Genomic DNA, 18504 nt, shown 5'->3' with positions numbered 1-18504 from the left:
TTCATCGCTCGATGATTTCGCCGGTTCGTTTGTCGTATACGGTGCCGTCCATGCGCCGGCCGAGATGGCCCCAGCTGGACTGCTTCTTGATGCCAAGCGCCTTTTTTCGGACGCGGGCGATCTTCGATTTGACCTTCATTTCTGCTGCCGTCTTGCGGCGGTGCGGTTCGCGAAGGGCAGGGAAAAGATTGCTTTCCCGATGCTCACCGCCGAGGATGAGCGCGTGCTTATGATCAAGGTCCCACTCGTCTCGCAGCGGGTCGATCTTTTTGCCGGTCAAGTGGCAGATGCCTCCTTCACGGTCGAAGACGCGAGTGCGCACCCGGTCAGGAACCTTGCTGTCATCGGTCTTGCCGATCCATTCTGGGACCGTGCGCGCCATCACACCCCCCACCATCCAGAGAGCAGGGCATCGAGGATCCGGCGCCAGAGCGGTTTGCGGGAGAGGGCGGTCATGCCCGTTCTCCGATCAAATCGTCCTGGTCACAGCCGACGACGCCGGCGACGAGTGCGAGCCCGTCACCGCGCTCGATGGTGCGGCTTGCCACCCGCTGGCAGTAGCCGTAGGCAGAGGCCGCCTTGCCGACGATCTCCTGCGGGCAATCGTTCGGCTTCCGATGAGCCGCGAAAGCGGAGAGCTTCTGGCACTCAAGGAGGCGAAGGTTCTCGTCGATATCGTCGGTTGTGAAAGTTCCGGCCCATAGCATCCGGGCGATGCTCTGCAGCCACTCGAAATGGTTGGAGGACGGCGAGGCTGCGGAGCTCCCGCCGTCCTGTGACGCGGGTCCGCCAGCGGGCGCGTCTTCACCGGCAGAGGCGGAGGGGGATTCCTCGCCGGGATTGGATTGATCTTGTTGCCTATGGTCCTTGAAGAGGACGCCGCGCTCGCCGGCTTCCTTCATGATGAACTCGATGAAGTCGGTCATCTCGTCCTTGGAAAGGTCGGACGACGAAAGCTCGAGCGGCAGAAAGGTTTTCCGGTCCAAGCTCGGCAGGAAACTGACCTCCCGACCGAAAGCATGCAGGAAAATCGCCTTCCACTGTGACGGGTCGTACTTGCTGCCGGCGTGATCCAGCTGCTGCGACACTTCGGTCAGCAGCGCCCAGAGCATATCGTTCTGCGGCAAGGTCCGCTTGGACGCTTTGAACTCGACGCGCGTGCCCAATGGTGCGCGGCCGATCCAATCGACTGCCTTCTGGCGAACTGCCGGCGTGTCGAGGACGAGGAGAGCCCTGCCCATTTATGCCGCCTCCTTCATGCCGTAGTGGCGAATGCGCTCGACCAGATCGGCCAACTCCGCGTTGAACCGGTCGATCTCGCCAGCCATTTCGCGGATGTAGTCCTCGTCGCGGTAGACGCGAACGGTAAGCATGGGCAGGCGAGGCCAGTAGGAAACGAAGTCCCACCATTCCCGCTCGGAGAGCCAAAGGTTGCCTTGCACCTGGGCTTTATGTTCGGGCGGCAGGCGGTCGCGTTCGAGGCGGTCGATCTGAATATGCGGCATGGCCGTCTTGATTTCCAATCCGCCGTTCGTCCCGACAAGGCTATCCGGGCTAGCGCCCTTGTTGCCGTTGCGGATGAACCCGACGCGCTTGATCTCGGCCATCTCGACAAAGGCGTAAGTCTCGCGTGCGTCGTCTTCCATGACCTTGCCGCGCTCCATGTGAGCGTTGGCAAAGGTCTCGGACGGTTCACCGGTCAGGATCTCGCCGGCGAGGCGGCGCATGTACTCGCTGCGCGTCTTGCCTTCGCCCTTGGCCATGACCGTGGCGAACTTGCTGGCGGTCGGGATGCCGAGCCGAGCTTCGAACCACTCGGCCTCGCCCTGTTCGATGTCGAACACCTGCATCATGATGCGGCCCTCTGGCTCATCTTGGCCTTGCGGTCATTCAGGATGCGAACGGCGCTGTCGAATTGGCTCGCGAGCATGTCGGGGAGAGCATCGATCTTGCCCATCTTGCAGAATTGCTCGGTGTCCGACTTGGTCTGGTCGAGCAGGATCTGAATGATCTTCACCTGTTCAGGTGTGATGCGCTCCTGCTCGGTCTGGCCGGCGGCTCGCCCGTCATCGTCCTCGGCTACTGCTAGACCCAGCGCCGCGATCAGCGAATATCGCTGAAGATATGTCAGCGTCGAACCGATCGCCTGGATGGCGTTCTTGTTCCCGCTGGTGTCAGCAGGCGCGGACAGCGACGTTTCCTCTGAGTGGCCGTCCTCGTGGGAAAGGATGCATGTGACGTTGATCTTGTCGGCTTGCGTGGTCTTGAAGCGATACGACAGACCGTTGCGGGACAGGATAGGGTCGACAGCGCGAGCGATTGCAGAGAAGTCGGCATAGCGCTTGCTGTTGTGACCGGTCGCATTCTTGACCACCGGAGTGATGTCGGCCTTGGCGCGGGAAATGGCGGCATCAAACGCCTTGCGGCCCCGGTTCGCCTCTTCCCGGTCGCGCAAATCCATCATCTGCTTGAGGATGTCAGCAGACACGCCCATCTCAAGCGCGCGGCCTACCATCTCCATGGGCGTCATGACCGCCCGCGGTTGCTCTACAGCCAATTGTGACGGCGTATGAACCTGAACTGCATTTTCCATTTTCCGTGCCTCCATGGCCTGTTTTGCTTTCGCGATGACGCCGTTTGATGCGTCTCCCAGCCAGACACCGGGCGGGGGCGGATCGATCACGTTGTTCATGGTCGGTTACTCCGCCGCCTCTGCAGGCGCTTCGCGTTTGGTGATGTCGGGGGAGGCCTTGGCGATGGCCGCTTCGAGGAGGACTTTTGCCGCCTCGACTTTCGCGCTACCGGTCGGATTGATTATCCCAGCGGACAGCACAGCCTTGGCCGCTTCGAGCAACTCGCCGTAGCCGTTGACAGCCTGCTCGATGAGCTTCTGGTTCTCGATCAAGTCAGGGCCGAAAACCTGGGCGACGTAGTATCCGCCGTTCATCTGATCTGATGGCGCGGCGAGATATCCGTCTGGCGTTGCGGTCCAAGGCAACTGAGTGTGCTTGCTCATGCCCGATCCTCCAGCCAGCGTTCTTCGCTGCGCGCTTCTGCGGCCTGCTCAAGAGCGTATTCGCGATCCTCGGCCGCTTCGGACAGAAGCCAGTCCTTGAACTCGTCTCGGCTGGTGATGCGGTCCTCAATCGACCAAGGAAGCTTGATCTCGTCCTCGCCGTCGAAGAACCGGACCTCATCGACTTCGGCCGTCGCCGGTTCTGCAGGTTGGTTGAGCGTCTGAGCGCAACCCTTATGGACCGTGAAGTTCACGATCATCTTGAGCTCGATCTCGGTTCCGCATTCCAAACCGCTGATGTGGATGGCCTGTTCGGCGCGATACTTGTGCGACATGTCGATCACTCCGCAGCTTCTGCGACGGCCGGAGCCTCGCGCTTGACGATTTCGTAGCCGAGGGCGTCGGCGATACTCTGCAGTGAGTTTTCCAAGTCCTCGTGATGGCCGGCGACCGAAACCTCGTGCAGCCTGTGGCCGGCGAAGTAGAGGACGTTGCACTTGCCGATCAGGTCGGAACTGGCGTGCGTGATGGCTGCGAGTTGGGTTGCCGTGATCATGCCGCAACCCTCTCAGCACGGAACTCGCTCTCCATGGCGATCAGGCCGCGGATCAGTTCTTCGTGCGCCGACAGCGACCACGTCGACGGCTTGACCCGAGACTCGACGAACTTGCGGGCAAGGCGCTGCTGGTGCTCGATGTTGTCGAAGACATACCGGGCGCGCTGCGATGCCGGCTTTGCCATGGCTGCTGCGCGGATCCTCTGAACTGCTGCTGCGATATCCATTTCCCATCCTCTTCAGTGCCGACCGGTTTCGCGTGCTTCGCCTTGGTGGCGGGCTCATTCCGGGTGGCTGATGGGGAGATATTCGCGATAATCGCAAAGTCAGTCAAGAACAATAATCGCGATAATCGCAAAATATTTTTGACGGATCGCGAATCATGGGTGTATGTCTATGCCAAGACGACGGGCGACCGGGTGCAACTCCCGAGCTGGTGAAGCCCGAAGCGCGGGAAGCGAAAGCCCTACTGTGCTACCAGAAAATGAGGGCGGGTTAGCTGAAAGGCGCCCTGGCACGTGTCCCATCCCGGCTCCGGCCTTCAGGACAAGTCACTGCTTCCCCCGCCTCTTGGATCTCGGTCCATGGGGTAGGGGGAAGCTTTGGCCGGAACCCTCCCTCACCAGCCTTCAGATAGCAGATAGAAGACTAGTTAGAGGTTTACTGTCTCTTACAGAGGTAAGGATGCGTCCATGTCCATTCTCCTCCTCCGTACGGTCCACCGCGCCCGAGTGCCGCGCGGTCGACGTTCGCGGTTTGGAGTAGAAATCCGGCATTCCCGAAGTTTTCCCAGCCGGCGGGGCAACTGGTAGAGTTGGGGACGATCATATACGAAAGCTCTGCGCGGTTTAGCTGGATCGCCGCAGTGGCGCTCTTGATCGAGTCCGCTTGTACCGCTTGCTTTGCGTCAAGTTCTGCTAACTTTTTTTCAATCCGGATAATGGCACCGCCAAGGACGCTGGAGCCATCCTTTATTTGCTGCCGCAGACTATCTTCCACGGAAAGCACCATAAACGGGCCGGCGTCGCCTTGGCTTGAACTTACCGTCACGGAAATGGTTGCTCTGGGATCTTTCGAGCATGTGAGTAAGCGATCGTCGTACTTCGTTATAGGGTTGTCTTCAGTCGCCTTCTCGTCGCCAGAGCAAGTGAGGGATGCGTCAGCGGGGCTGGCCTTAACACCGGAGAGTTCCCATTTCCCAATACCATTCAACTTGACGGTGAAGCCATCGTTTCCGGTATTGATAGCTACAAGTTGTCCGTAAAATGAAGTGGTTGTGCAGCCTTGTAGTAAGGCGGAGAGAAGCTCCGGGTTCCACTTGTTGTTGAGGCTTGTTGCGCTGGCGGAGAGTGCGAACTCGGAGCCAGTCATGTTGACAAACTTGCTCCAGTTGGTTTCCCAGGAGTTCTCGTCGGAGGTCGTCCCAAGTGTTGCATCGACATATCCGACAACTGTGAGCCCCGCATCGAGTGTGGTGTTTCTCGCTGCTCCGAATGCTTTGTATGATTCACTGCTTATTAAGCTCCTGTAGACCTTCTGCCTGGTCTCCGCTGAGGTCTGGTAGGACAGGTCCGGTGTGAGCTTGCTGGCGAGGACGGAGCACACCGTTTGATCAAGCTGTTGTGCTACCGAATCTGCCGGCAGACTACCGAACGCAAGTACGGAGACGACGGACGTGGCGATTGGGTTTAATCTCATGTCAACTACCCCTTCTTGAGCCTTGTCTAATGTCTGCAGCCGCATCGCATATAAATTAGCTCATGCTAAATTGGATTGCACGGGATGATTGCGGGTGGCCTGAAAGACGCGTCGGTGAAATGCAACGACCCTCGAAGCTTGCGCGATTGTTACAAAGATTTATTTGCTGAGAATCGGGGATATTCCTATTTTGTTCTCGGTAGGAACGCCGATCACTCTCGACGCGTGAGCGTCTTATCCGGGGCATGGCAGCAACGACGCCGCCTAGCAGCGCCGAACGAAACAGGAGCCGGGGCCTACCACCTTTTTGGCTTCGTGAAATCGTAGCCGTAGTGGCGAAAGATAGATTTCTGATCTTCCGAGATGTCCGCTTCCCAGCACGGAGTGGGCTGCAACACCACGCTGTAGTCATGGTGTTCGTCGGAAATGCCGAGTGCCATTCGTTTTTCCAGCGCCATTGCATAGCGTACGTTACACGGGCCGGTGTCCAGGTTGTCTACTGCTTGATAGAAAGCACTCGCCACTACGTCCGCAAACTGTAGCCCGGCCTTTTGATAGTGGGGAAAGTCCTCAACGAGTTTGAAACTCATCACCTCCCATCTGGGCGTCCGTTTCGTTAGAAACGTCCGGCCACCACGGGACTGGTACTTTAATAGCTCGTGGTAAGCCGCCGTCTGGCTGTAGGAATGGCCGCCCGATTGTGAAAAGACAAACTTGACATGTCGTCGATGGAGGCGGTGATGAGTTGCGTATCGAAAGCACCAGTCGGTCACGCGCTCCAAGAGAATGCGAACCATCCAGTTGTAAAACCACTGTTTTGAGTTGACCTTTTCCGCGCGTTCATTGCGGTGCCGGCGCATGTTCTTCTTGTTCGAGGCGACGACAAATAGGCGAACCGGGAGATCGCTTAGTCGGTTGCAGACTTGCAGCTTCTGTTCGCCGTCAAGATCTTTGAAGTGAATAATTTGAGTGTTCGTGTTTCCGATCGCGCGGTTAATGTCCGCTACCCATTGTGTAGTTTCAGGGTCTTTTTCTCTGCGAACGAGAACGGCTGAAAGCGTCATCCACTCGGTGCTTCCCCTCTCGTCGATAGGGCGGACGCGCTTCAAGCCCGGATCCCCAGACTCGTCGATATAGGCGACGAACTCGAAATCCGGTGTGCTCAAGCTGTCCCCTCCGTTTTGCTGTCCTCTGGGTAGACCCGGCCGATTGACTTCAGATAGGCCACAATCTGAAGCAATAGATGATCGCGACGACCGTATTTCGCGGAGATGCGCAAAAGCTCTGGTTCAATCGCTTCGTATACATCGTCTGGTAAATCGACATCAGCTATGACGTACGCGTCGTCGCCGACGGCTCGTATGTCGCAGCCGGTTGCGGCGATCTCGCGAACAAAGTCCGGTATCTGGTCCTCCGTCATTTCCCCCATATCAAGCCGCTCCCGCCGATTGCTGCTTTCGACCGCTCAGCCCATCAGCACCCAAACCCGAACACCACGATGAATACGGCAATCGCCGCAAGCATTCTGGCCATACCTTCGTTGGTGTTCGAATTCTCCCCTACGATCCGGTAGTAGAGCGATCCGCGCTCGCTTCCGCTCTCCATGTGGCGCTTCCTCCCTTTTCAGGCTTCGCCCTTGGTCGGGCTATCCTCGTCCAGGTCGCGAACCGGCAGATACGCATGGCCTTCAAGCCAGTCCCGTAAAATTGCCCGGATCGCACCGTCTCGCGTCAGGCGTAGTTCCTTCCTCGCTCGCTCCAGCGCCCTATCGACGTCTTTGTCGAGGAGGAGGCGATCAGTCATGGCTCTCGGACGATCCAGAGGACTTTGCCAATGATGTTCACCTGAACATCGGCATCGGGCTCATAGAGCACGATGGGATCCTGGTGGGCGGGATCGTTGCTTTCAGGCCAGAGCTCGTATCCATGAGCGGACTGCCGCAATCGCTTTGCCGTCCGTTCGACCATCTGGCCGCCATACTTCTTGCGCTCGACAACCACCAAGTCGCCTGGCTTTGGCTCGAGTTGCGCAGCGATGATGTTGAGGCAAACAAGCTTTTCGCCGTGCTGTGCGATCTTGTTGAGGCAGTTACCTTCAATGATGAGGCCATATTGCCAACTAGGGGGATACCCGCCGACAGACGGAACGGTTTCGACATCGTCATAGTCGAAGTCCATTTCGCTCACGTCCATCCAGGTATTCGCCGCAACCCGGCCGATGACCTTTACCTCACCGATGGGCGTCGTCATCGGCTTTAGATCGGATTTGATAACTGGAGGGACGGTTCCGAAGAACTCGCCCATCTTGACCAGTTCCTCGGCCTTAACTTCTCGGGTCTCTTTGTTTGGGTCGATGTTGAGCATACGGGTGATGCCGTCGGCCCGGATCCCAAGATACGTCGCAAGCTTTCCCTTCGCGCCATGACCTTTGCGGTCAAGCTCGGCCTGCAGCCAGTCGCGGATTTGTTTGCGTTTTGGGTCCATGGTCCTCATTTTCGCGATTGCCGCAAATTTTGCTATCGCGAAGATCGCAAAAATAGCTTGACCGATAATCGCGAATATCGCAAAGTTATGCGTATGAGCGAAAAACACCTGGAACCAGCAAAGTCCATCATCGCCAAGATCGGCATCGAAAAGGTGTCCGAGATTACCGGTAAGCACGTCTCGAGGGTGTATCGCTGGATGTACCCGAAAGACCGCGGCGGAACCGGCGGCATTATTCCGCAAAGCGACGTGCCAGGGCTTCTGGCATACGCACGAGCAAACGAGATCGAAATCACCGCGAATGACTTCCTGCCCATCCTCACGGCAGAGGCGCTGGATGCGATCCTTGAACGCGCTCGCGTGGCGGTGACGGCATGACCGCTCTCGGTTGGACTCTCTCGGTCGTTATCGGCCTGACGGTGGTCTCCATTGCGATCTACCTCGCGGAGAAGAGCCGTCGGCGCGCGACATACGATCACGAAACATCAGAGTTCTGGAGGGACATGTGACCTCCATTTCCGAGACCCCCGAGATGCGGGCGCTGCTGATTGCTTGGCGGCTTCGCAGCGCCGCGCTCGGTCTCTCATTTGCATATCCAGTTCCGTTTCAAGTCTGGCCTTCCGGCCGGGTTTATGCGGGGCGGGCCTAACTCCTTCCGTCACGCCGCCCTTGGTACGGGGACAAATGTACCAGAGGCGGTGTGACAGAGATGGCAAATTTCAGACCAGTTGTAGCAACCAAGAGTTTCAAACCAGAGGCGAAGGCGATGAGTACTGCAGACGCATTCTCCCCAGACATTACAGCCGCGTACGCGCGGAAAATGGTGGAAAGAGAAAGCCGCGGAAACGGCGATCAGATGAATGCACTGGATCGGGTAGGGCGTCGTTGCGGCATGACGGCCCGTTCCCTCCGGCGCCTGATCAACGGCGAGACGAAAGACCCCGGATTGTCGGTCTTCTCTCGGGTTCGCGCGGCTTATCTCGACTACTGCGCTCGGCAGATCGCCGAGCTTCAACACGAAATCGAAGTCGAGAAAGCAAGGATCGGCGTGGATGACACTTTTGCAGATCTTGCTGCTGAAGCTGAGGTTTTGGCGGCGAAAGTCGAACGAGCGAAACGAGGAGTGAAGGGATGACGGCAGCAGGCCACAATACGCAACTGAGTGAGGGCGACCGGCAGAAGCTGTTCGCCTATCACGTCCGAAAGGAAATCGCGGAAGAGACCAGACGCCGCGAGGCTGCGGCAGCAAAGTCGGTGAACCGCAAGATCGCGAAGGCATCCGATCCGACCTTCACCGGCCAGAAGTTCGATCACTACGTCAAAGCTCATTTCGGCGAGGACGATCAGAAGCCAGTCGATCGGCTCAAGTCCGATCGTGAAAACCTCGAATGGCTGGGCCTGATCCCGGAGACATCTGGCGGCGACCTTCTCGCGCAGGCTGATCGTGTCGACAACGAAGGCATGATCCGCGCCAAGGGCTACAAGGCCGGCCTGCTGAACGCGGAGCGCGTGTCCGGCTACGACGCCGGCAGTGTCGACGACAAGCTCTGGCTGGAAGCCTACGACGACGGCCACGACGAGTACGAGGCCGATATTCCCGATATCCTCGCGCGTATCAATGAAGCGGCCGACCAAGAGGCGCCGCCTTCCGATCCAGACGTTTGAGTTCTCCCAGAGCCCGCCGCGCTTTCCGGCGGGCCACCTCAGAGGCGCGAATGCCTCACCTTCTTCTTCCGAGCGGTGAGCCGATGAACGTAGCAGCCAGAATTGAGACCTATTCCTGCCCGTGTTGCGGCGGATCGATCGGAGAAGCGGCGCCGATCCAATCCATCATCGACGCCGAAAAATCGTGGGTGTCGAAAGCCATCCTGGAGACGCTTTCAAAGCCGGTCGGGAAACGGGTTCGCCGCGATGCGCTGATCGAGGCCATTTACCAGTTTGAGGATGAGCCGGACAACGCTGTCATGGTGTTCCGTGTGAAGCTCACGCGCCTCAGGAAGCACCTGGGAGCGTTCGGATGGATGATTCAGCGCGAGGGTAGCAAAGGTCCTCAGGGAGGCCGTGGCGCCGTCTACCGGCTCCTGCCGATCGGAGGCGACCGATGATCATCATGGGCCTCGATCTCGCAACCCGTTCTGGCTGGGCCGTTCGCGACAGCAACAAGCACCGCTCCAGCATCATTTGCGGAACGTTCTCGGTCAAAGATTATCAGTGGGAAGAGAAGTACGCGATTGCAGCGAACCTCTTCTGGCGCCTCGTCAAGGACCACGCACCCGACTTCGTGGCGATCGAGCGCCCGGAGCACGGCGTCCGACAGTTCAAGAAGAAGGGGAAGGTCGACCTCACCGGCAAGGAAGAGATCGTCTCCACCATCAATCCCGCTGCGCTCCAGCTTACCGGCATCGCCGGCGCGGTCATCGCCATCTGCCAAATCCGCGGCATTCCCTACGGCACGATCGCGGCCACCAGCTGGCGCCCGGTCTACTACGGCAAGGGCGTGAAGCCGGGTGAGGGGAAGGACTGGAAAGACCTCGCTATCGAATACGCAGAGCGCGAGAACATCGCCCTGCCGTCGACCAAGGCAGAGCAGAAGGACGCGGCCGAGGCCATCGGTGTCTGCACGTGCTGGCACAACTGCGCCATCCCCGAAATCAAATGGATGCAGCAGCGGTTCGTCGAGCTTCGTACCGGCGCCTATGAGCAGAAGCGGAAGGTGGCCGCATGACCCCGCACCTCCCAGCCATCCCCCATGGTGATCAACGCCAAGCGGACCTTCCTGCCGGATTGCAAGCCGACGGCGGACACGATCGTTCAGCAGATCATCGAGCATTTCCCAGACGAGACGCGCCAGGTGCGCAAGGAGGCGGCGTGATGGACCATCTAAGGGTGCGCCAAGGCACTGAGGGTTTTCAGACTGTGTCTATCATCGAGAAGCTGGATGCTCATTTCGACTCGCGCATGTTGCGGCCATTCGCGAATGATCTTGTTTCCTTCACTGGCAGCGATCTTGAATTGAAGTGTGTGGGGTCCATTGCTGCGGTCCTCCCATCCACGCAGGGGGTATGGCCAGCGCATATCGCCCAAGCCCAACTCCGTGCCGTCGACCTTTATTTCCATAATTCCCATTGCGTTGCCAACGTTCAGGCTAATGGCGCGAACAAAGAGGGTGCGCCGGTTCCAATTCACGAGCCGAACCACCATCTCGGATGGGTCATCGAGGTCAGGCGTGATGTCCATCGTCGGGGGAGCATCTCCGAGAACGAATTCTGTCTGCTTGCGCTGCTCAACAATTTGGTTTCGGAGAAAGATGACGGTTACAGCCGCCGCGACAGTGGCGGCCCACCCACTCAGCGCTCCGAGCCAGCTTTGGACATTGCAGTCCTCGTCAGCGCAAAGATCCCAAGAAGACCAGGACGCCAGTTCAGGCAGAAAGCGCATGACCAAAATAAACATTGCGAGCGCCAGTGCGGTCAGCACCGGCACACAAAATCTCTTGTCGCACATAGCGATACCCCATTCGCCTCGCTGCAACTGACGCACGATTCGGTTCGCGCTTTCAATGCTGCATGGGCAGGAGGCGCCGCATGAACGCCGCTGTCGACATGTCCCTCCACCCCACATACCGCGACCAGCAGCGGGAATTGCCGTCCAGCATTGATGCGGAAAAGGCGCTGCTTGGTGCGATCCTGATCAACGCGGACGCGATAGACGCCATCCGCGCGCCTTTGGAGCCCGCGCACTTCTACGAGCCGCTTCATGGGCAAATCTTCGACGCGATGGTGGACCTTCGCAAGGCCGGTCGATCCATCACCACGATTACGGTCAAGTCCTATGTCCCGGACACGATGATCGATGGGAGGACTCCGGCACAGTATTTGGCGAAACTGGCTGCCGACGCAGTCAACGTCGTCAACGCCCCCGACTATGCCGATGGGATTATGGATCGGGCGGCACGGCGTGCATTGGTTTCCCTCGGCCACAAGATAGAAGACGCGGCCTTCTCGCTCGAACTCGACATCATGGACGAATTCGAGGCGCTTCGCGCTCGTTTCGAGGACGTCGCAAGGGCACTCAACGGTCAGCCTCAGGCCAAGACGCTCGCCGACGCGGCGAAGCGCTCTCTTGCCTCTACGGCGCTGGCCTACCAAGGCAAGGGACTGTCCGGCGTCGACTACGGCATCTCGTTCCTGATGAACATGATTGGGCCGCTTCTCCCCGGCCAGTTGGTCATCATGGGGGGTATGACCAAGCACGGGAAGTCCTCTCTGATGGAACAGATCGTTGCCGGTGCGGCCATGAACGGCCATCCGATCTGGATCAACTCCGGGGAGATGAAGGACGAAGAGCTTGCCCGCCGCGCCTTGGCCCGTATCACCGATATCAAGGCATGGCAGCAGGTGAGGGGAAAGGTCTCCGAAAGGGACTATGAGCGGCTGGAGACCGCCCGTCGCAATGCCGAGACGTGGCAGGAGCGAGTCTTCATCCGCGACGACTCCATGACCCTGCGGCAGATCGAGCGGGAGATTGCCGATTTCGCCAAGTTCCATGAAGGCGGCATGGCTGTCGTCGATCACGTCGGCCTTGTCGAGAAAGATCAGAACCACGCCAGGACGAGTGACGCCGAGTTCGCGTCGATCGTCACTCGCAAGTTGAAGGTCTCCGCCGGGAAGAACAGACTGCCGATCGTCGCGGCGGCGCAGCTCAAGAAGAACATCTTCGAGATCACCGACAGAACCATCACCCGCAAGACGTACATGAAGGTGATCGGCCGCCGGCCGAAAGCTGCTGACCTGTTCGGTTCCTGCGAAAAGGACGCGGATCACGTCATCACCCCGTTCCGCGCCGAAGCGGTGATGGATGAGAACGAGCCGGCCGAAATGGACGATCTCCACAGCGTCTGGGAAGAGGTCCGGGGCAACGTTCGCGACCGGGCCGAAATCGTCCTCGCACTTTCCCGCCACACACGCTGGCCGCAGCGCAAGCAAGTCGGATGGGACGGGCCGCGGACCATGTTTACCGACCCGCAGCAGGGCGACCAGGGGAGGATGTTCTAGTGGCCATAATGAAGCCGACCGGAGATGTTGTTCTAGCCGTCCCGAAGGTCATTTCGCTCTCTTGTTTGGATGATTCCGCGAAGCTCCGCGTTCTTTCGGACCCGCTCAGTCCCAAAATGCAGTTCCTTATGGCAGTTGGGGCACAACGCCGCGACATTCATCGGGTGGTCAGGACCTCCATCCGCCAGTCGATCGATGTGGTGAACTTCGAGATACTTGGTCTCGTCTGGCTTTTCAAAGGGAGCCTCGCATTCACGGTATTCGCATTCGTCCCCCGCCCGATTGAGCGCGTGGGCCACGATGATCGCACTCCTTCTGAATACGGATGTTGCTCTGCCCCGACGAGCTGGGTTTTCGTCTGCAGCTTGGTATGCAAGCTCTCTGAGATCCGGATCATTGCGGAATTCCTCTACCGCTTGATCGAAGATCGCTTGCCCATTCATTTCATGCCGTCGCAAGTAGAAAACCACCTGGCCATTCCGAAGCGCATTTTCCTCATCGAGTACCCATTCACCACGATACACATAAATCTCGCCCTCCTTGATGAACAGCTCCAGGGAGTCGCCACCTTCGATGTGGTTTCTGACCATGTGGTTGTTGTTGGCATTAGGATCACCGTCTCGAGGTGCCTGGCCATAAAATCGGAACCGGCCATCGGCCATGAGCGCATCTCGGTAGCGGTGACGACGAACCTTGGAGGGATCGCTGACCAGGATAATGATGTGGTCTTCTCCGCTTCGGTCGATGCCCCATCGATTATGGCAATCGAAATCCGCGCGAATAGCCATTCGGCTCAGATAGGCCGTTCCAATTTCAATACCCAACATAAGCTGCCCCCAATGCGTTTAGTCGCAATGGTTCTGCAGCTCGTCGGTTGCATTGCCGTAAAGGAGCACGGTTAATGAATGAATTCGCAGGCTACGCGAGAGAGGTCCCTATGGGCTGGTGGGCCATGCTCCGCTTTGCTCGAGATGCGAGGCCGAAACCGTTGATGGGCGAGGGCGATAAGCCGATCGTGTTTCCAGATGAACTGTCGGCGACGAAGGCTGTGCTCCGTCACTTCGTCGCCTACTTCAATGGAAATCTCGTTGCTTCGCGGGAGATTGTTGGCGGGAGTATCAAGGACGCCCGCCGTGCTCGAGCGGAGCGACTGTTCCAGAATGATGCTCAATTCTACGAAATAACCAATGATCGGAGATAGTCATCACGAGCTAATTAAAAGTAGAATCGGGTTTGGGGAACAACATGCGCGCCGGACACACCAATCGAACTTGGTCGTCAATGCGGGGGTGCTCCGGGTGGAAAAACCGGAGCTCAATTTCCACCTCGACCTTTCTTTCAACCTCCAGCACTTCTGGATCAACAACATTGTCGAATTCAAATTGTATGTCGATGTGGTTAGGCGTCCCCTGCCGATTAATGGAGCCGGCGATCCGAACGCGGTCGAAGAGAACGCCATCAACGTCAACTTCAACCGACATATCGTCCCTACTGTCCTCCTCTGGATCAGCGGAAGTGACCACAAAGGTTTTCGGACGGGGTATTTCAGCGGTGGAGTGAAGATGAACCCTATCTATGACAGTGGTTCTTCTATTCCAATTTACCACGCGCAATATACCGGAAGTTTTTCGCCCAGAGGATCGATAAACCTCCATGGTTGGCTTCCCATCACCCAGCATGAAGGCGGTCTGTCGACGTTGCTCTTTAAGTTGCCCGAACACAAACCAGGTGCCGATAGCTGCTGCGGTGAACCCAACCCATCCGGAGAGCGCGGCCATCCATTCACGGAGACAATGCTCTTCGGGTTGAGTCCAAGGCAGCCAAGACGGTCCAGACTCTGTGCAAGCGCTTTCGAACTGGTTGAACCAGACGGCCGAAAAGAAGAGCACACAGGCAAGTCCAAACGCGCAATACCAGCCAAGATAGTAGCCACCGTCTTTGTCTCGATCATCCATAATGGGAGTCCCTAGTGTACAAGTTTCGTTGTCTAGGCGAGTCGGGTCCTTATCTGCAACTGTGGAGGGCGGTGTGATCGACCCGCGCGTCTACAGCATCTGCGAGGAGTATGGCGTGGTTATCGTTGATGGCCGGTCCTATCCTGGCATTCGCGAGACACGCGCTGTTGTAACACTCGATCGCATCCTGTCGGCGAAAGGCGAGGATCATTTCCGCCTCGTCCTCTCCACGGTGGCTGAAACCGAGAACAATCAGGGGTATATCGATAAGCACTTGCTTTGGGCGGTTAGCGACCTTGTGGAGACGTATCGGGTGTTGATTGAGGCTAATCCCTCGGAATGGCTGGTATGCTTCGACAGGGCTCCTGTGGGCGAATTGCAGGTTGTGGCGAAAGGTCTCCGGCATCAACGTTTCGCGTTGGTAGGTATGTTGGCGGAGAGAGTGGTGCGTAGGTTTGGCCCGAACGCTGGACAGGGCGATCTTTTTGACGACCGGAGAGCGGCATGACCGAGAGCATGATTGAGAAGGTGGCGCGAGCGATCTACGACTCCGAGGGGAACCAGACGAAGGAACCTGGCAAAAATTGGCGCCCCTCGAGGCTTGAGGATGACGAGAACAAGGAACTGTATCTCGACTACGCCCGCGCAGCCATCGAGGCAATGCGCGAGCCGTCTTCTCGTATGGTCGGAGCCGCCACAGGGGTTCCCATCCAGAGCAACGTGGTCTCTGAAACATATGTTCTCGATGAGGAAGCAACTGCGATCTGGCAGGGAATGATCACCGCGGCGCTCGAGGAGAACGGCGAATGAACAAAGCTGAAATCGCGAACCTCTTCATCAAGGCGGCATTCATTGATAGCCGCTTGCCGATCGATGCTAGGCCGAAGCGGCTCAAGGCGGCATGGTTCACCGGCGCGGCCCTCACGGAAGAGGACCAGCGGAAGTGGATCATCCGCGAGCAGGGCGACAAGCCGAGTCAACTGCACAAGCTCGACAAGGGACCGATACATGACTGGTGGATGGCATTCTGGGATGGCCGCACGGTCGACACCAGCCGCAACGATTTCCGGCTGTGGGAGCTGGCGAACGAACTGATCAAGATCGTTGCCAACGAGGGCAACCGTCGGGCGCTGTGGGCATGGGCGATGTCCAAGGCTGGGACGCTGCAGGTGCACGAGGACAAGACGCGCAAGACGCAGAAATTCGGCACGCTCAAGCTCCACAAACGGACCAACAGAGACGTGTCCTTCGCCGCCTGGTGCCGGTCGGAAGGCATTCACGAAATGACCGGTTCACGCCGCAAAAATCGGGCGATAGCCGTTATAGAACAGTATCTTGTTCGGGGCGGCTCACCCAATGTCGAAACGGATGATTTTGGGGTGTTGCCTGTTGGTGCTGTTTTCGAGCACATTTCGGATAACATCGCAGCCAACGCGTCGGAGGACAAAGGGCGGACATTCGAACGGGACCGGGACACGGTTTTCGCGAAAGAAGCCACCCTGTCGGTCTGGGAAGAGTACCGCAGCGCTCGCCGCCGCCGCGCCCGCGAGAAGAAGCGGGAGGCGGCGTAAAACGACCGGTTGTGGCCGCGCCCTCAGATGCTAGTCGTCGTCATCGATCGAAATGATCGTTCCACCCTCTATAGCAACCTTGCCAAGGCTGCCGATTATGGCGCGTATCGAGCTATCGATATCTGAGACGACGCCAAGGATCGTGTAACAGGACGGGCAGGCGACGGTGAAGGCGTTGATGACGCGAGGCTCGTCTGTGTATAGCCGCTCGCATCGAGCTTCTTGAACGACGGATCTGCAGTTCGGGCACACATTTCTATGCATAGCAACCCCCGCGACAGTTAATGTGCGCGAGGGTTGCGCAACTACCGGTAAAACGCAATACGGAGGCCTTGCTACGCCCGCGAGCAGAAGAAGCGGTTAGCACTACTGGGGTTGGCCCTGAACAGCCGGTGGTATGAGTGATCCTTCGTCCGGCCGCACTGCCGGTTGATCGCCCTTTAACATCAGGATGCTGAGCACTGCGGCAACCAGGGCGCATATGAGGATCACAAAGATGAGGCGTGACCTGCGCATGTGGGGCCTCGGTTAATAGGCAGTGGAACGCCCGCGTAGACTGCCACCCTTCGGGGCTGACTACGGTGCGTCCTGATCAGTCCCAAGCTCGGCGGCCCGCTACTTGGTCGGCCTGACGAGTGTAATGACTCTCGGCTTGGATGGTGCATCTAGCCATTCGATCCACTTATCTCGCTCTTCGATCGTGTCAAAGAACCGCCAGAGCCGGTACTCCTCTTCGGTGGTCTCCAGCATCTCTCCGATGGATACAAGCTCCAAGGGCAGCGTCACCTCGTTACCGTCGAAGCGAACGAAATACACGCCCTCGGTGGCGAGACGAATAATCTGGCCAGTGCCATAGGTGCCGTCGGGGTCGTCGAGCGTGAAGTACATGCCTGTCAGAGTGTCGAGGGTGTTGTCGTTCATAGGTTTCTTGCCAGTCCGAGATTCGAAACTTGATAGCGGCGTGGCGTAAGCGCGCGCCGAAGGGACGTCGGGCAGATCTATCCGCAAGCCTGTAGGCAGGCAAGTATCCCCAGCCCGTCGCCTAACCGCGGCGGGTTTTCGTTTGTGGAGGCCAGATGCCCCAAGCCAAGCAAGCAGTCAGTGTCGACGCGATGATCTACGGCGGCCGCCAGCGCCCTGGCATCTGCGAAGGTGCGGAATGCACCGTCAACGGCGAGGAGGTGACACAGTTTCGCGAACGGGCCGGCCTAAAGATTGCAAAGTTGGAGTGTGGCCGATGCGGGCGGACGTGGACACGGATAGGAGAGTGAAGGCCGCTTGAGGCCGCATCACTTTCCGAGGAGCTGGTCCCTGCCATTGTAGCAGGCGAGCTCGATACCGTTCGCGAACTCCTCAACGGAGCGCTCCTGCATTTCGCCGGTAGAGTAGGCCGGCTCCGAATAAGCAGCCTTGACCAGATCGACAACGAATTCGCGAACAGAAATGTCGGCACCTTCGGCGACCTTCATCGCGTCTGTTAAGGAGACGCCAAGTTGCCGAACCTCCATCATCCTGCGAGCAATTTTGCCCGCGCCCGGGCAGTCGTCGTAGATTCCTTGAGCGGACGCGCTCGTCGCAAGGAAGGTGGCGAGAATAAATGTGCGTGCAAGCATTTCAGATCCCGTGCTGCATAATCTTAAGCGGCGCTTATCACTCGAGCGACTGGAAAGTAAGCGGCAAAAAGCGGTCTTCCGCGCATTCGCGGTACGCTTCTTCGGGGTAAATCAGCGTTGATAGACTTACCGTGGCAAACAAGCTGAGGACGGCGACTGGATCGCGGCTTCGCTCTACAAGGCAAGGCTGTACGGGCTGGCGCGGAAGAGCGGGATTAAGGTGGTCGAGAGGCACTAGGCCAGTGGCGGCCCGGCTGGATCGGGTCGTTGTGGGGCGGAAAGATTAGAAAATCCATATCGCGAAATGCGAAACGCTCGGCGGTCGTTGCGCTATTCACCGTTTTCGGCTCGAACGAGCGCATACTGCTTGACCAAATACGCGTCGGCCTCTGCTCTGCCTCTGAAATGACGCTCGGCGCGCTCTTTGCCGCCAACGTTTTGAGTGACCACGAGCCACCCGTCTCCGTCCTTTTCAATGCCGGCTGAAGCCAGCGGTTTATCTGGAAACCCCATTCCATCCCTCCAAGGTTGACCCATGCCAGTCCTGAAAAACGCCCG

At 58.2% G+C, this 18504-nt stretch carries 32 protein-coding genes; 12 read left to right on the top strand and 20 right to left on the bottom strand.

The window, feature by feature from the left end:
• Nucleotide 1 precedes the first annotated feature (1 nt).
• The 14 genes from IB238_RS09270 to IB238_RS09210 all read right to left on the bottom strand — a co-directional run bounded on the left by IB238_RS09270 (nt 2) and on the right by IB238_RS09210 (nt 7861).
• Nucleotides 2-382 carry an HNH endonuclease gene (locus IB238_RS09270; RefSeq protein ID WP_192245550.1) on the bottom strand — a complete coding sequence of 127 codons (381 nt, stop codon included), beginning with the start codon at nt 380-382 and terminating at the stop codon, nt 2-4.
• 70 nt (nt 383-452) lie between these two features.
• Nucleotides 453-1241 (bottom strand): recombination protein NinB, encoded by a 789-nt coding sequence (locus tag IB238_RS09265; RefSeq protein WP_192245548.1) that lies wholly within the window; start codon nt 1239-1241, stop codon nt 453-455.
• Nucleotides 1242-1853, bottom strand: a complete 612-nt coding sequence (locus IB238_RS09260) for a lambda exonuclease family protein (RefSeq protein ID WP_192245546.1) — start codon at nt 1851-1853, stop codon at nt 1242-1244.
• Nucleotides 1850-2692, bottom strand: coding sequence for an ERF family protein (locus IB238_RS09255; protein WP_192245544.1), 843 nt, complete (start codon nt 2690-2692; stop codon nt 1850-1852). Before IB238_RS09255 ends, IB238_RS09260 begins: the two co-directional genes overlap by 4 nt.
• A 6-nt stretch (nt 2693-2698) precedes the next feature.
• On the bottom strand, nt 2699-3016 hold the full coding sequence (locus IB238_RS09250; RefSeq protein WP_192245542.1) for a hypothetical protein: 318 nt from the start codon (nt 3014-3016) through the stop codon (nt 2699-2701).
• Nucleotides 3013-3351 (bottom strand): hypothetical protein, encoded by a 339-nt coding sequence (locus IB238_RS09245; protein ID WP_192245540.1) that lies wholly within the window; start codon nt 3349-3351, stop codon nt 3013-3015. Before IB238_RS09245 ends, IB238_RS09250 begins: the two co-directional genes overlap by 4 nt.
• A gap of 5 nt (nt 3352-3356) precedes the next feature.
• On the bottom strand, nt 3357-3572 hold the full coding sequence (locus tag IB238_RS09240; RefSeq protein ID WP_192245538.1) for a hypothetical protein: 216 nt from the start codon (nt 3570-3572) through the stop codon (nt 3357-3359).
• Nucleotides 3569-3799 (bottom strand): hypothetical protein, encoded by a 231-nt coding sequence (locus tag IB238_RS09235; RefSeq protein WP_192245536.1) that lies wholly within the window; start codon nt 3797-3799, stop codon nt 3569-3571. Before IB238_RS09235 ends, IB238_RS09240 begins: the two co-directional genes overlap by 4 nt.
• Before the next feature lie 433 nt (nt 3800-4232).
• Complete coding sequence (locus IB238_RS09230) at nt 4233-5315, bottom strand: hypothetical protein (RefSeq protein ID WP_192245534.1); 1083 nt, start codon at nt 5313-5315, stop codon at nt 4233-4235.
• A gap of 251 nt (nt 5316-5566) precedes the next feature.
• Entirely contained in the window at nt 5567-6436 is an 870-nt protein-coding gene (locus tag IB238_RS09225; protein ID WP_192245532.1) for a DUF3800 domain-containing protein, read from the bottom strand.
• Nucleotides 6433-6690 (bottom strand): hypothetical protein, encoded by a 258-nt coding sequence (locus IB238_RS09220; RefSeq protein ID WP_192247566.1) that lies wholly within the window; start codon nt 6688-6690, stop codon nt 6433-6435. The genes IB238_RS09225 and IB238_RS09220 overlap by 4 nt, the downstream gene beginning before the upstream one ends.
• A 53-nt stretch (nt 6691-6743) precedes the next feature.
• Entirely contained in the window at nt 6744-6875 is a 132-nt protein-coding gene (locus tag IB238_RS24955) for a hypothetical protein (RefSeq protein ID WP_281414438.1), read from the bottom strand.
• Nucleotides 6876-6893: 18 nt separating this feature from the next.
• Entirely contained in the window at nt 6894-7073 is a 180-nt protein-coding gene (locus IB238_RS09215) for a hypothetical protein (RefSeq protein ID WP_192245530.1), read from the bottom strand.
• Complete coding sequence (locus IB238_RS09210) at nt 7070-7861, bottom strand: S24 family peptidase (RefSeq protein WP_192245528.1); 792 nt, start codon at nt 7859-7861, stop codon at nt 7070-7072. The genes IB238_RS09215 and IB238_RS09210 overlap by 4 nt, the downstream gene beginning before the upstream one ends.
• Between IB238_RS09210 and IB238_RS24540 the strand changes: the two genes are divergently transcribed.
• From IB238_RS24540 to IB238_RS24945, 7 genes are all read left to right on the top strand, one after another.
• Complete coding sequence (locus tag IB238_RS24540) at nt 7841-8131, top strand: hypothetical protein (protein WP_246723514.1); 291 nt, start codon at nt 7841-7843, stop codon at nt 8129-8131. The two genes, IB238_RS09210 and IB238_RS24540, sit on opposite strands and share 21 nt — an antisense overlap.
• On the top strand, nt 8128-8262 hold the full coding sequence (locus tag IB238_RS24950; RefSeq protein WP_281414437.1) for a hypothetical protein: 135 nt from the start codon (nt 8128-8130) through the stop codon (nt 8260-8262). The genes IB238_RS24540 and IB238_RS24950 overlap by 4 nt, the downstream gene beginning before the upstream one ends.
• 257 nt (nt 8263-8519) lie before the next feature.
• Nucleotides 8520-8888, top strand: a complete 369-nt coding sequence (locus tag IB238_RS09200) for a hypothetical protein (protein ID WP_192245526.1) — start codon at nt 8520-8522, stop codon at nt 8886-8888.
• The gene (locus tag IB238_RS09195; protein WP_192245524.1) at nt 8885-9418 is read left to right on the top strand and encodes a hypothetical protein; all 534 of its coding nucleotides are present in this window, start codon (nt 8885-8887) and stop codon (nt 9416-9418) included. Before IB238_RS09200 ends, IB238_RS09195 begins: the two co-directional genes overlap by 4 nt.
• 50 nt (nt 9419-9468) lie before the next feature.
• A complete protein-coding gene (locus tag IB238_RS09190) occupies nt 9469-9858 on the top strand; it encodes a helix-turn-helix domain-containing protein (protein ID WP_192245523.1) in 390 nt (129 codons plus the stop codon).
• On the top strand, nt 9855-10478 hold the full coding sequence (locus IB238_RS09185) for a hypothetical protein (protein WP_192245521.1): 624 nt from the start codon (nt 9855-9857) through the stop codon (nt 10476-10478). The genes IB238_RS09190 and IB238_RS09185 overlap by 4 nt, the downstream gene beginning before the upstream one ends.
• A gap of 24 nt (nt 10479-10502) precedes the next feature.
• Complete coding sequence (locus IB238_RS24945) at nt 10503-10625, top strand: hypothetical protein (protein WP_281414436.1); 123 nt, start codon at nt 10503-10505, stop codon at nt 10623-10625.
• 8 nt (nt 10626-10633) lie between these two features.
• Here IB238_RS24945 and IB238_RS09180 read toward each other — a convergent pair whose 3' ends face one another.
• Entirely contained in the window at nt 10634-11257 is a 624-nt protein-coding gene (locus IB238_RS09180; RefSeq protein WP_192245519.1) for a hypothetical protein, read from the bottom strand.
• An 80-nt stretch (nt 11258-11337) separates the two neighbouring features.
• Between IB238_RS09180 and IB238_RS09175 the strand changes: the two genes are divergently transcribed.
• Nucleotides 11338-12807 (top strand): DnaB-like helicase C-terminal domain-containing protein, encoded by a 1470-nt coding sequence (locus IB238_RS09175; RefSeq protein ID WP_192245517.1) that lies wholly within the window; start codon nt 11338-11340, stop codon nt 12805-12807.
• A 32-nt stretch (nt 12808-12839) separates the two neighbouring features.
• Here IB238_RS09175 and IB238_RS09170 read toward each other — a convergent pair whose 3' ends face one another.
• Nucleotides 12840-13634 carry an HNH endonuclease gene (locus tag IB238_RS09170; protein WP_192245515.1) on the bottom strand — a complete coding sequence of 265 codons (795 nt, stop codon included), beginning with the start codon at nt 13632-13634 and terminating at the stop codon, nt 12840-12842.
• Nucleotides 13635-13708: 74 nt separating this feature from the next.
• Between IB238_RS09170 and IB238_RS09165 the strand changes: the two genes are divergently transcribed.
• Nucleotides 13709-14008, top strand: coding sequence for a hypothetical protein (locus IB238_RS09165; RefSeq protein ID WP_192245513.1), 300 nt, complete (start codon nt 13709-13711; stop codon nt 14006-14008).
• Nucleotides 14009-14018: 10 nt separating this feature from the next.
• Here the strand turns inward: IB238_RS09165 and IB238_RS09160 are convergent, their stop codons facing one another.
• Nucleotides 14019-14762 carry a hypothetical protein gene (locus IB238_RS09160; RefSeq protein WP_192245511.1) on the bottom strand — a complete coding sequence of 248 codons (744 nt, stop codon included), beginning with the start codon at nt 14760-14762 and terminating at the stop codon, nt 14019-14021.
• Between the two features lie 73 nt (nt 14763-14835).
• On the opposite strand from IB238_RS09160, the gene IB238_RS09155 reads away from it, so the two are divergent.
• Genes IB238_RS09155 through IB238_RS09145 form a run of 3 tightly spaced genes read left to right on the top strand, consistent with a single transcriptional unit; the run spans nt 14836 to nt 16333 of the window.
• Complete coding sequence (locus tag IB238_RS09155; protein WP_192245509.1) at nt 14836-15270, top strand: hypothetical protein; 435 nt, start codon at nt 14836-14838, stop codon at nt 15268-15270.
• Nucleotides 15267-15572, top strand: a complete 306-nt coding sequence (locus IB238_RS09150; RefSeq protein WP_192245507.1) for a hypothetical protein — start codon at nt 15267-15269, stop codon at nt 15570-15572. The genes IB238_RS09155 and IB238_RS09150 overlap by 4 nt, the downstream gene beginning before the upstream one ends.
• Nucleotides 15569-16333 (top strand): hypothetical protein, encoded by a 765-nt coding sequence (locus IB238_RS09145; protein WP_192245505.1) that lies wholly within the window; start codon nt 15569-15571, stop codon nt 16331-16333. The genes IB238_RS09150 and IB238_RS09145 overlap by 4 nt, the downstream gene beginning before the upstream one ends.
• A 615-nt stretch (nt 16334-16948) precedes the next feature.
• Here the strand turns inward: IB238_RS09145 and IB238_RS09140 are convergent.
• The 3 genes from IB238_RS09140 to IB238_RS09130 all read right to left on the bottom strand — a co-directional run bounded on the left by IB238_RS09140 (nt 16949) and on the right by IB238_RS09130 (nt 18459).
• A complete protein-coding gene (locus tag IB238_RS09140) occupies nt 16949-17254 on the bottom strand; it encodes a hypothetical protein (protein ID WP_192245503.1) in 306 nt (101 codons plus the stop codon).
• A gap of 368 nt (nt 17255-17622) precedes the next feature.
• Nucleotides 17623-17946: a hypothetical protein gene (locus tag IB238_RS09135; protein WP_192245501.1), complete on the bottom strand. Its 324-nt coding sequence runs from the start codon at nt 17944-17946 to the stop codon at nt 17623-17625.
• A gap of 330 nt (nt 17947-18276) precedes the next feature.
• A complete protein-coding gene (locus tag IB238_RS09130; RefSeq protein WP_192245500.1) occupies nt 18277-18459 on the bottom strand; it encodes a hypothetical protein in 183 nt (60 codons plus the stop codon).
• Nucleotides 18460-18504 lie beyond the last annotated feature (45 nt).

Source organism: Rhizobium sp. ARZ01 (genome assembly GCF_014851675.1).
Taxonomy (GTDB): Bacteria; Pseudomonadota; Alphaproteobacteria; order Rhizobiales; family Rhizobiaceae; genus Mycoplana.
Note: the sequence above shows the minus strand (reverse complement) of the source record. Positions and strands in the feature narration are given on the sequence as shown.

Coding starts and splice junctions, on each gene's coding strand:
- IB238_RS09145 (WP_192245505.1), top strand. CDS start 15,569: ATGAACAAAGCTGAAATCGCGAACCTCTTCATCAAGGCGGCATTCATT.
- IB238_RS09160 (WP_192245511.1), bottom strand. CDS start 14,762: ATGGATGATCGAGACAAAGACGGTGGCTACTATCTTGGCTGGTATTGC.
- IB238_RS24540 (WP_246723514.1), top strand. CDS start 7,841: ATGCGTATGAGCGAAAAACACCTGGAACCAGCAAAGTCCATCATCGCC.
- IB238_RS09140 (WP_192245503.1), bottom strand. CDS start 17,254: ATGAACGACAACACCCTCGACACTCTGACAGGCATGTACTTCACGCTC.
- IB238_RS09200 (WP_192245526.1), top strand. CDS start 8,520: ATGAGTACTGCAGACGCATTCTCCCCAGACATTACAGCCGCGTACGCG.
- IB238_RS09165 (WP_192245513.1), top strand. CDS start 13,709: ATGAATGAATTCGCAGGCTACGCGAGAGAGGTCCCTATGGGCTGGTGG.
- IB238_RS24945 (WP_281414436.1), top strand. CDS start 10,503: ATGGTGATCAACGCCAAGCGGACCTTCCTGCCGGATTGCAAGCCGACG.
- IB238_RS09240 (WP_192245538.1), bottom strand. CDS start 3,572: ATGATCACGGCAACCCAACTCGCAGCCATCACGCACGCCAGTTCCGAC.
- IB238_RS09245 (WP_192245540.1), bottom strand. CDS start 3,351: ATGTCGCACAAGTATCGCGCCGAACAGGCCATCCACATCAGCGGTTTG.
- IB238_RS09130 (WP_192245500.1), bottom strand. CDS start 18,459: ATGGGGTTTCCAGATAAACCGCTGGCTTCAGCCGGCATTGAAAAGGAC.
- IB238_RS09260 (WP_192245546.1), bottom strand. CDS start 1,853: ATGATGCAGGTGTTCGACATCGAACAGGGCGAGGCCGAGTGGTTCGAA.
- IB238_RS09215 (WP_192245530.1), bottom strand. CDS start 7,073: ATGACTGATCGCCTCCTCCTCGACAAAGACGTCGATAGGGCGCTGGAG.
- IB238_RS24950 (WP_281414437.1), top strand. CDS start 8,128: ATGACCGCTCTCGGTTGGACTCTCTCGGTCGTTATCGGCCTGACGGTG.
- IB238_RS09220 (WP_192247566.1), bottom strand. CDS start 6,690: ATGACGGAGGACCAGATACCGGACTTTGTTCGCGAGATCGCCGCAACC.
- IB238_RS09195 (WP_192245524.1), top strand. CDS start 8,885: ATGACGGCAGCAGGCCACAATACGCAACTGAGTGAGGGCGACCGGCAG.
- IB238_RS09180 (WP_192245519.1), bottom strand. CDS start 11,257: ATGTGCGACAAGAGATTTTGTGTGCCGGTGCTGACCGCACTGGCGCTC.
- IB238_RS09135 (WP_192245501.1), bottom strand. CDS start 17,946: ATGCTTGCACGCACATTTATTCTCGCCACCTTCCTTGCGACGAGCGCG.
- IB238_RS09175 (WP_192245517.1), top strand. CDS start 11,338: ATGAACGCCGCTGTCGACATGTCCCTCCACCCCACATACCGCGACCAG.
- IB238_RS09230 (WP_192245534.1), bottom strand. CDS start 5,315: ATGCGGCTGCAGACATTAGACAAGGCTCAAGAAGGGGTAGTTGACATG.
- IB238_RS09150 (WP_192245507.1), top strand. CDS start 15,267: ATGACCGAGAGCATGATTGAGAAGGTGGCGCGAGCGATCTACGACTCC.
- IB238_RS09190 (WP_192245523.1), top strand. CDS start 9,469: ATGCCTCACCTTCTTCTTCCGAGCGGTGAGCCGATGAACGTAGCAGCC.
- IB238_RS09265 (WP_192245548.1), bottom strand. CDS start 1,241: ATGGGCAGGGCTCTCCTCGTCCTCGACACGCCGGCAGTTCGCCAGAAG.
- IB238_RS09185 (WP_192245521.1), top strand. CDS start 9,855: ATGATCATCATGGGCCTCGATCTCGCAACCCGTTCTGGCTGGGCCGTT.
- IB238_RS24955 (WP_281414438.1), bottom strand. CDS start 6,875: ATGGAGAGCGGAAGCGAGCGCGGATCGCTCTACTACCGGATCGTAGGG.
- IB238_RS09235 (WP_192245536.1), bottom strand. CDS start 3,799: ATGGATATCGCAGCAGCAGTTCAGAGGATCCGCGCAGCAGCCATGGCA.
- IB238_RS09170 (WP_192245515.1), bottom strand. CDS start 13,634: ATGTTGGGTATTGAAATTGGAACGGCCTATCTGAGCCGAATGGCTATT.
- IB238_RS09270 (WP_192245550.1), bottom strand. CDS start 382: ATGGCGCGCACGGTCCCAGAATGGATCGGCAAGACCGATGACAGCAAG.
- IB238_RS09255 (WP_192245544.1), bottom strand. CDS start 2,692: ATGAACAACGTGATCGATCCGCCCCCGCCCGGTGTCTGGCTGGGAGAC.
- IB238_RS09250 (WP_192245542.1), bottom strand. CDS start 3,016: ATGAGCAAGCACACTCAGTTGCCTTGGACCGCAACGCCAGACGGATAT.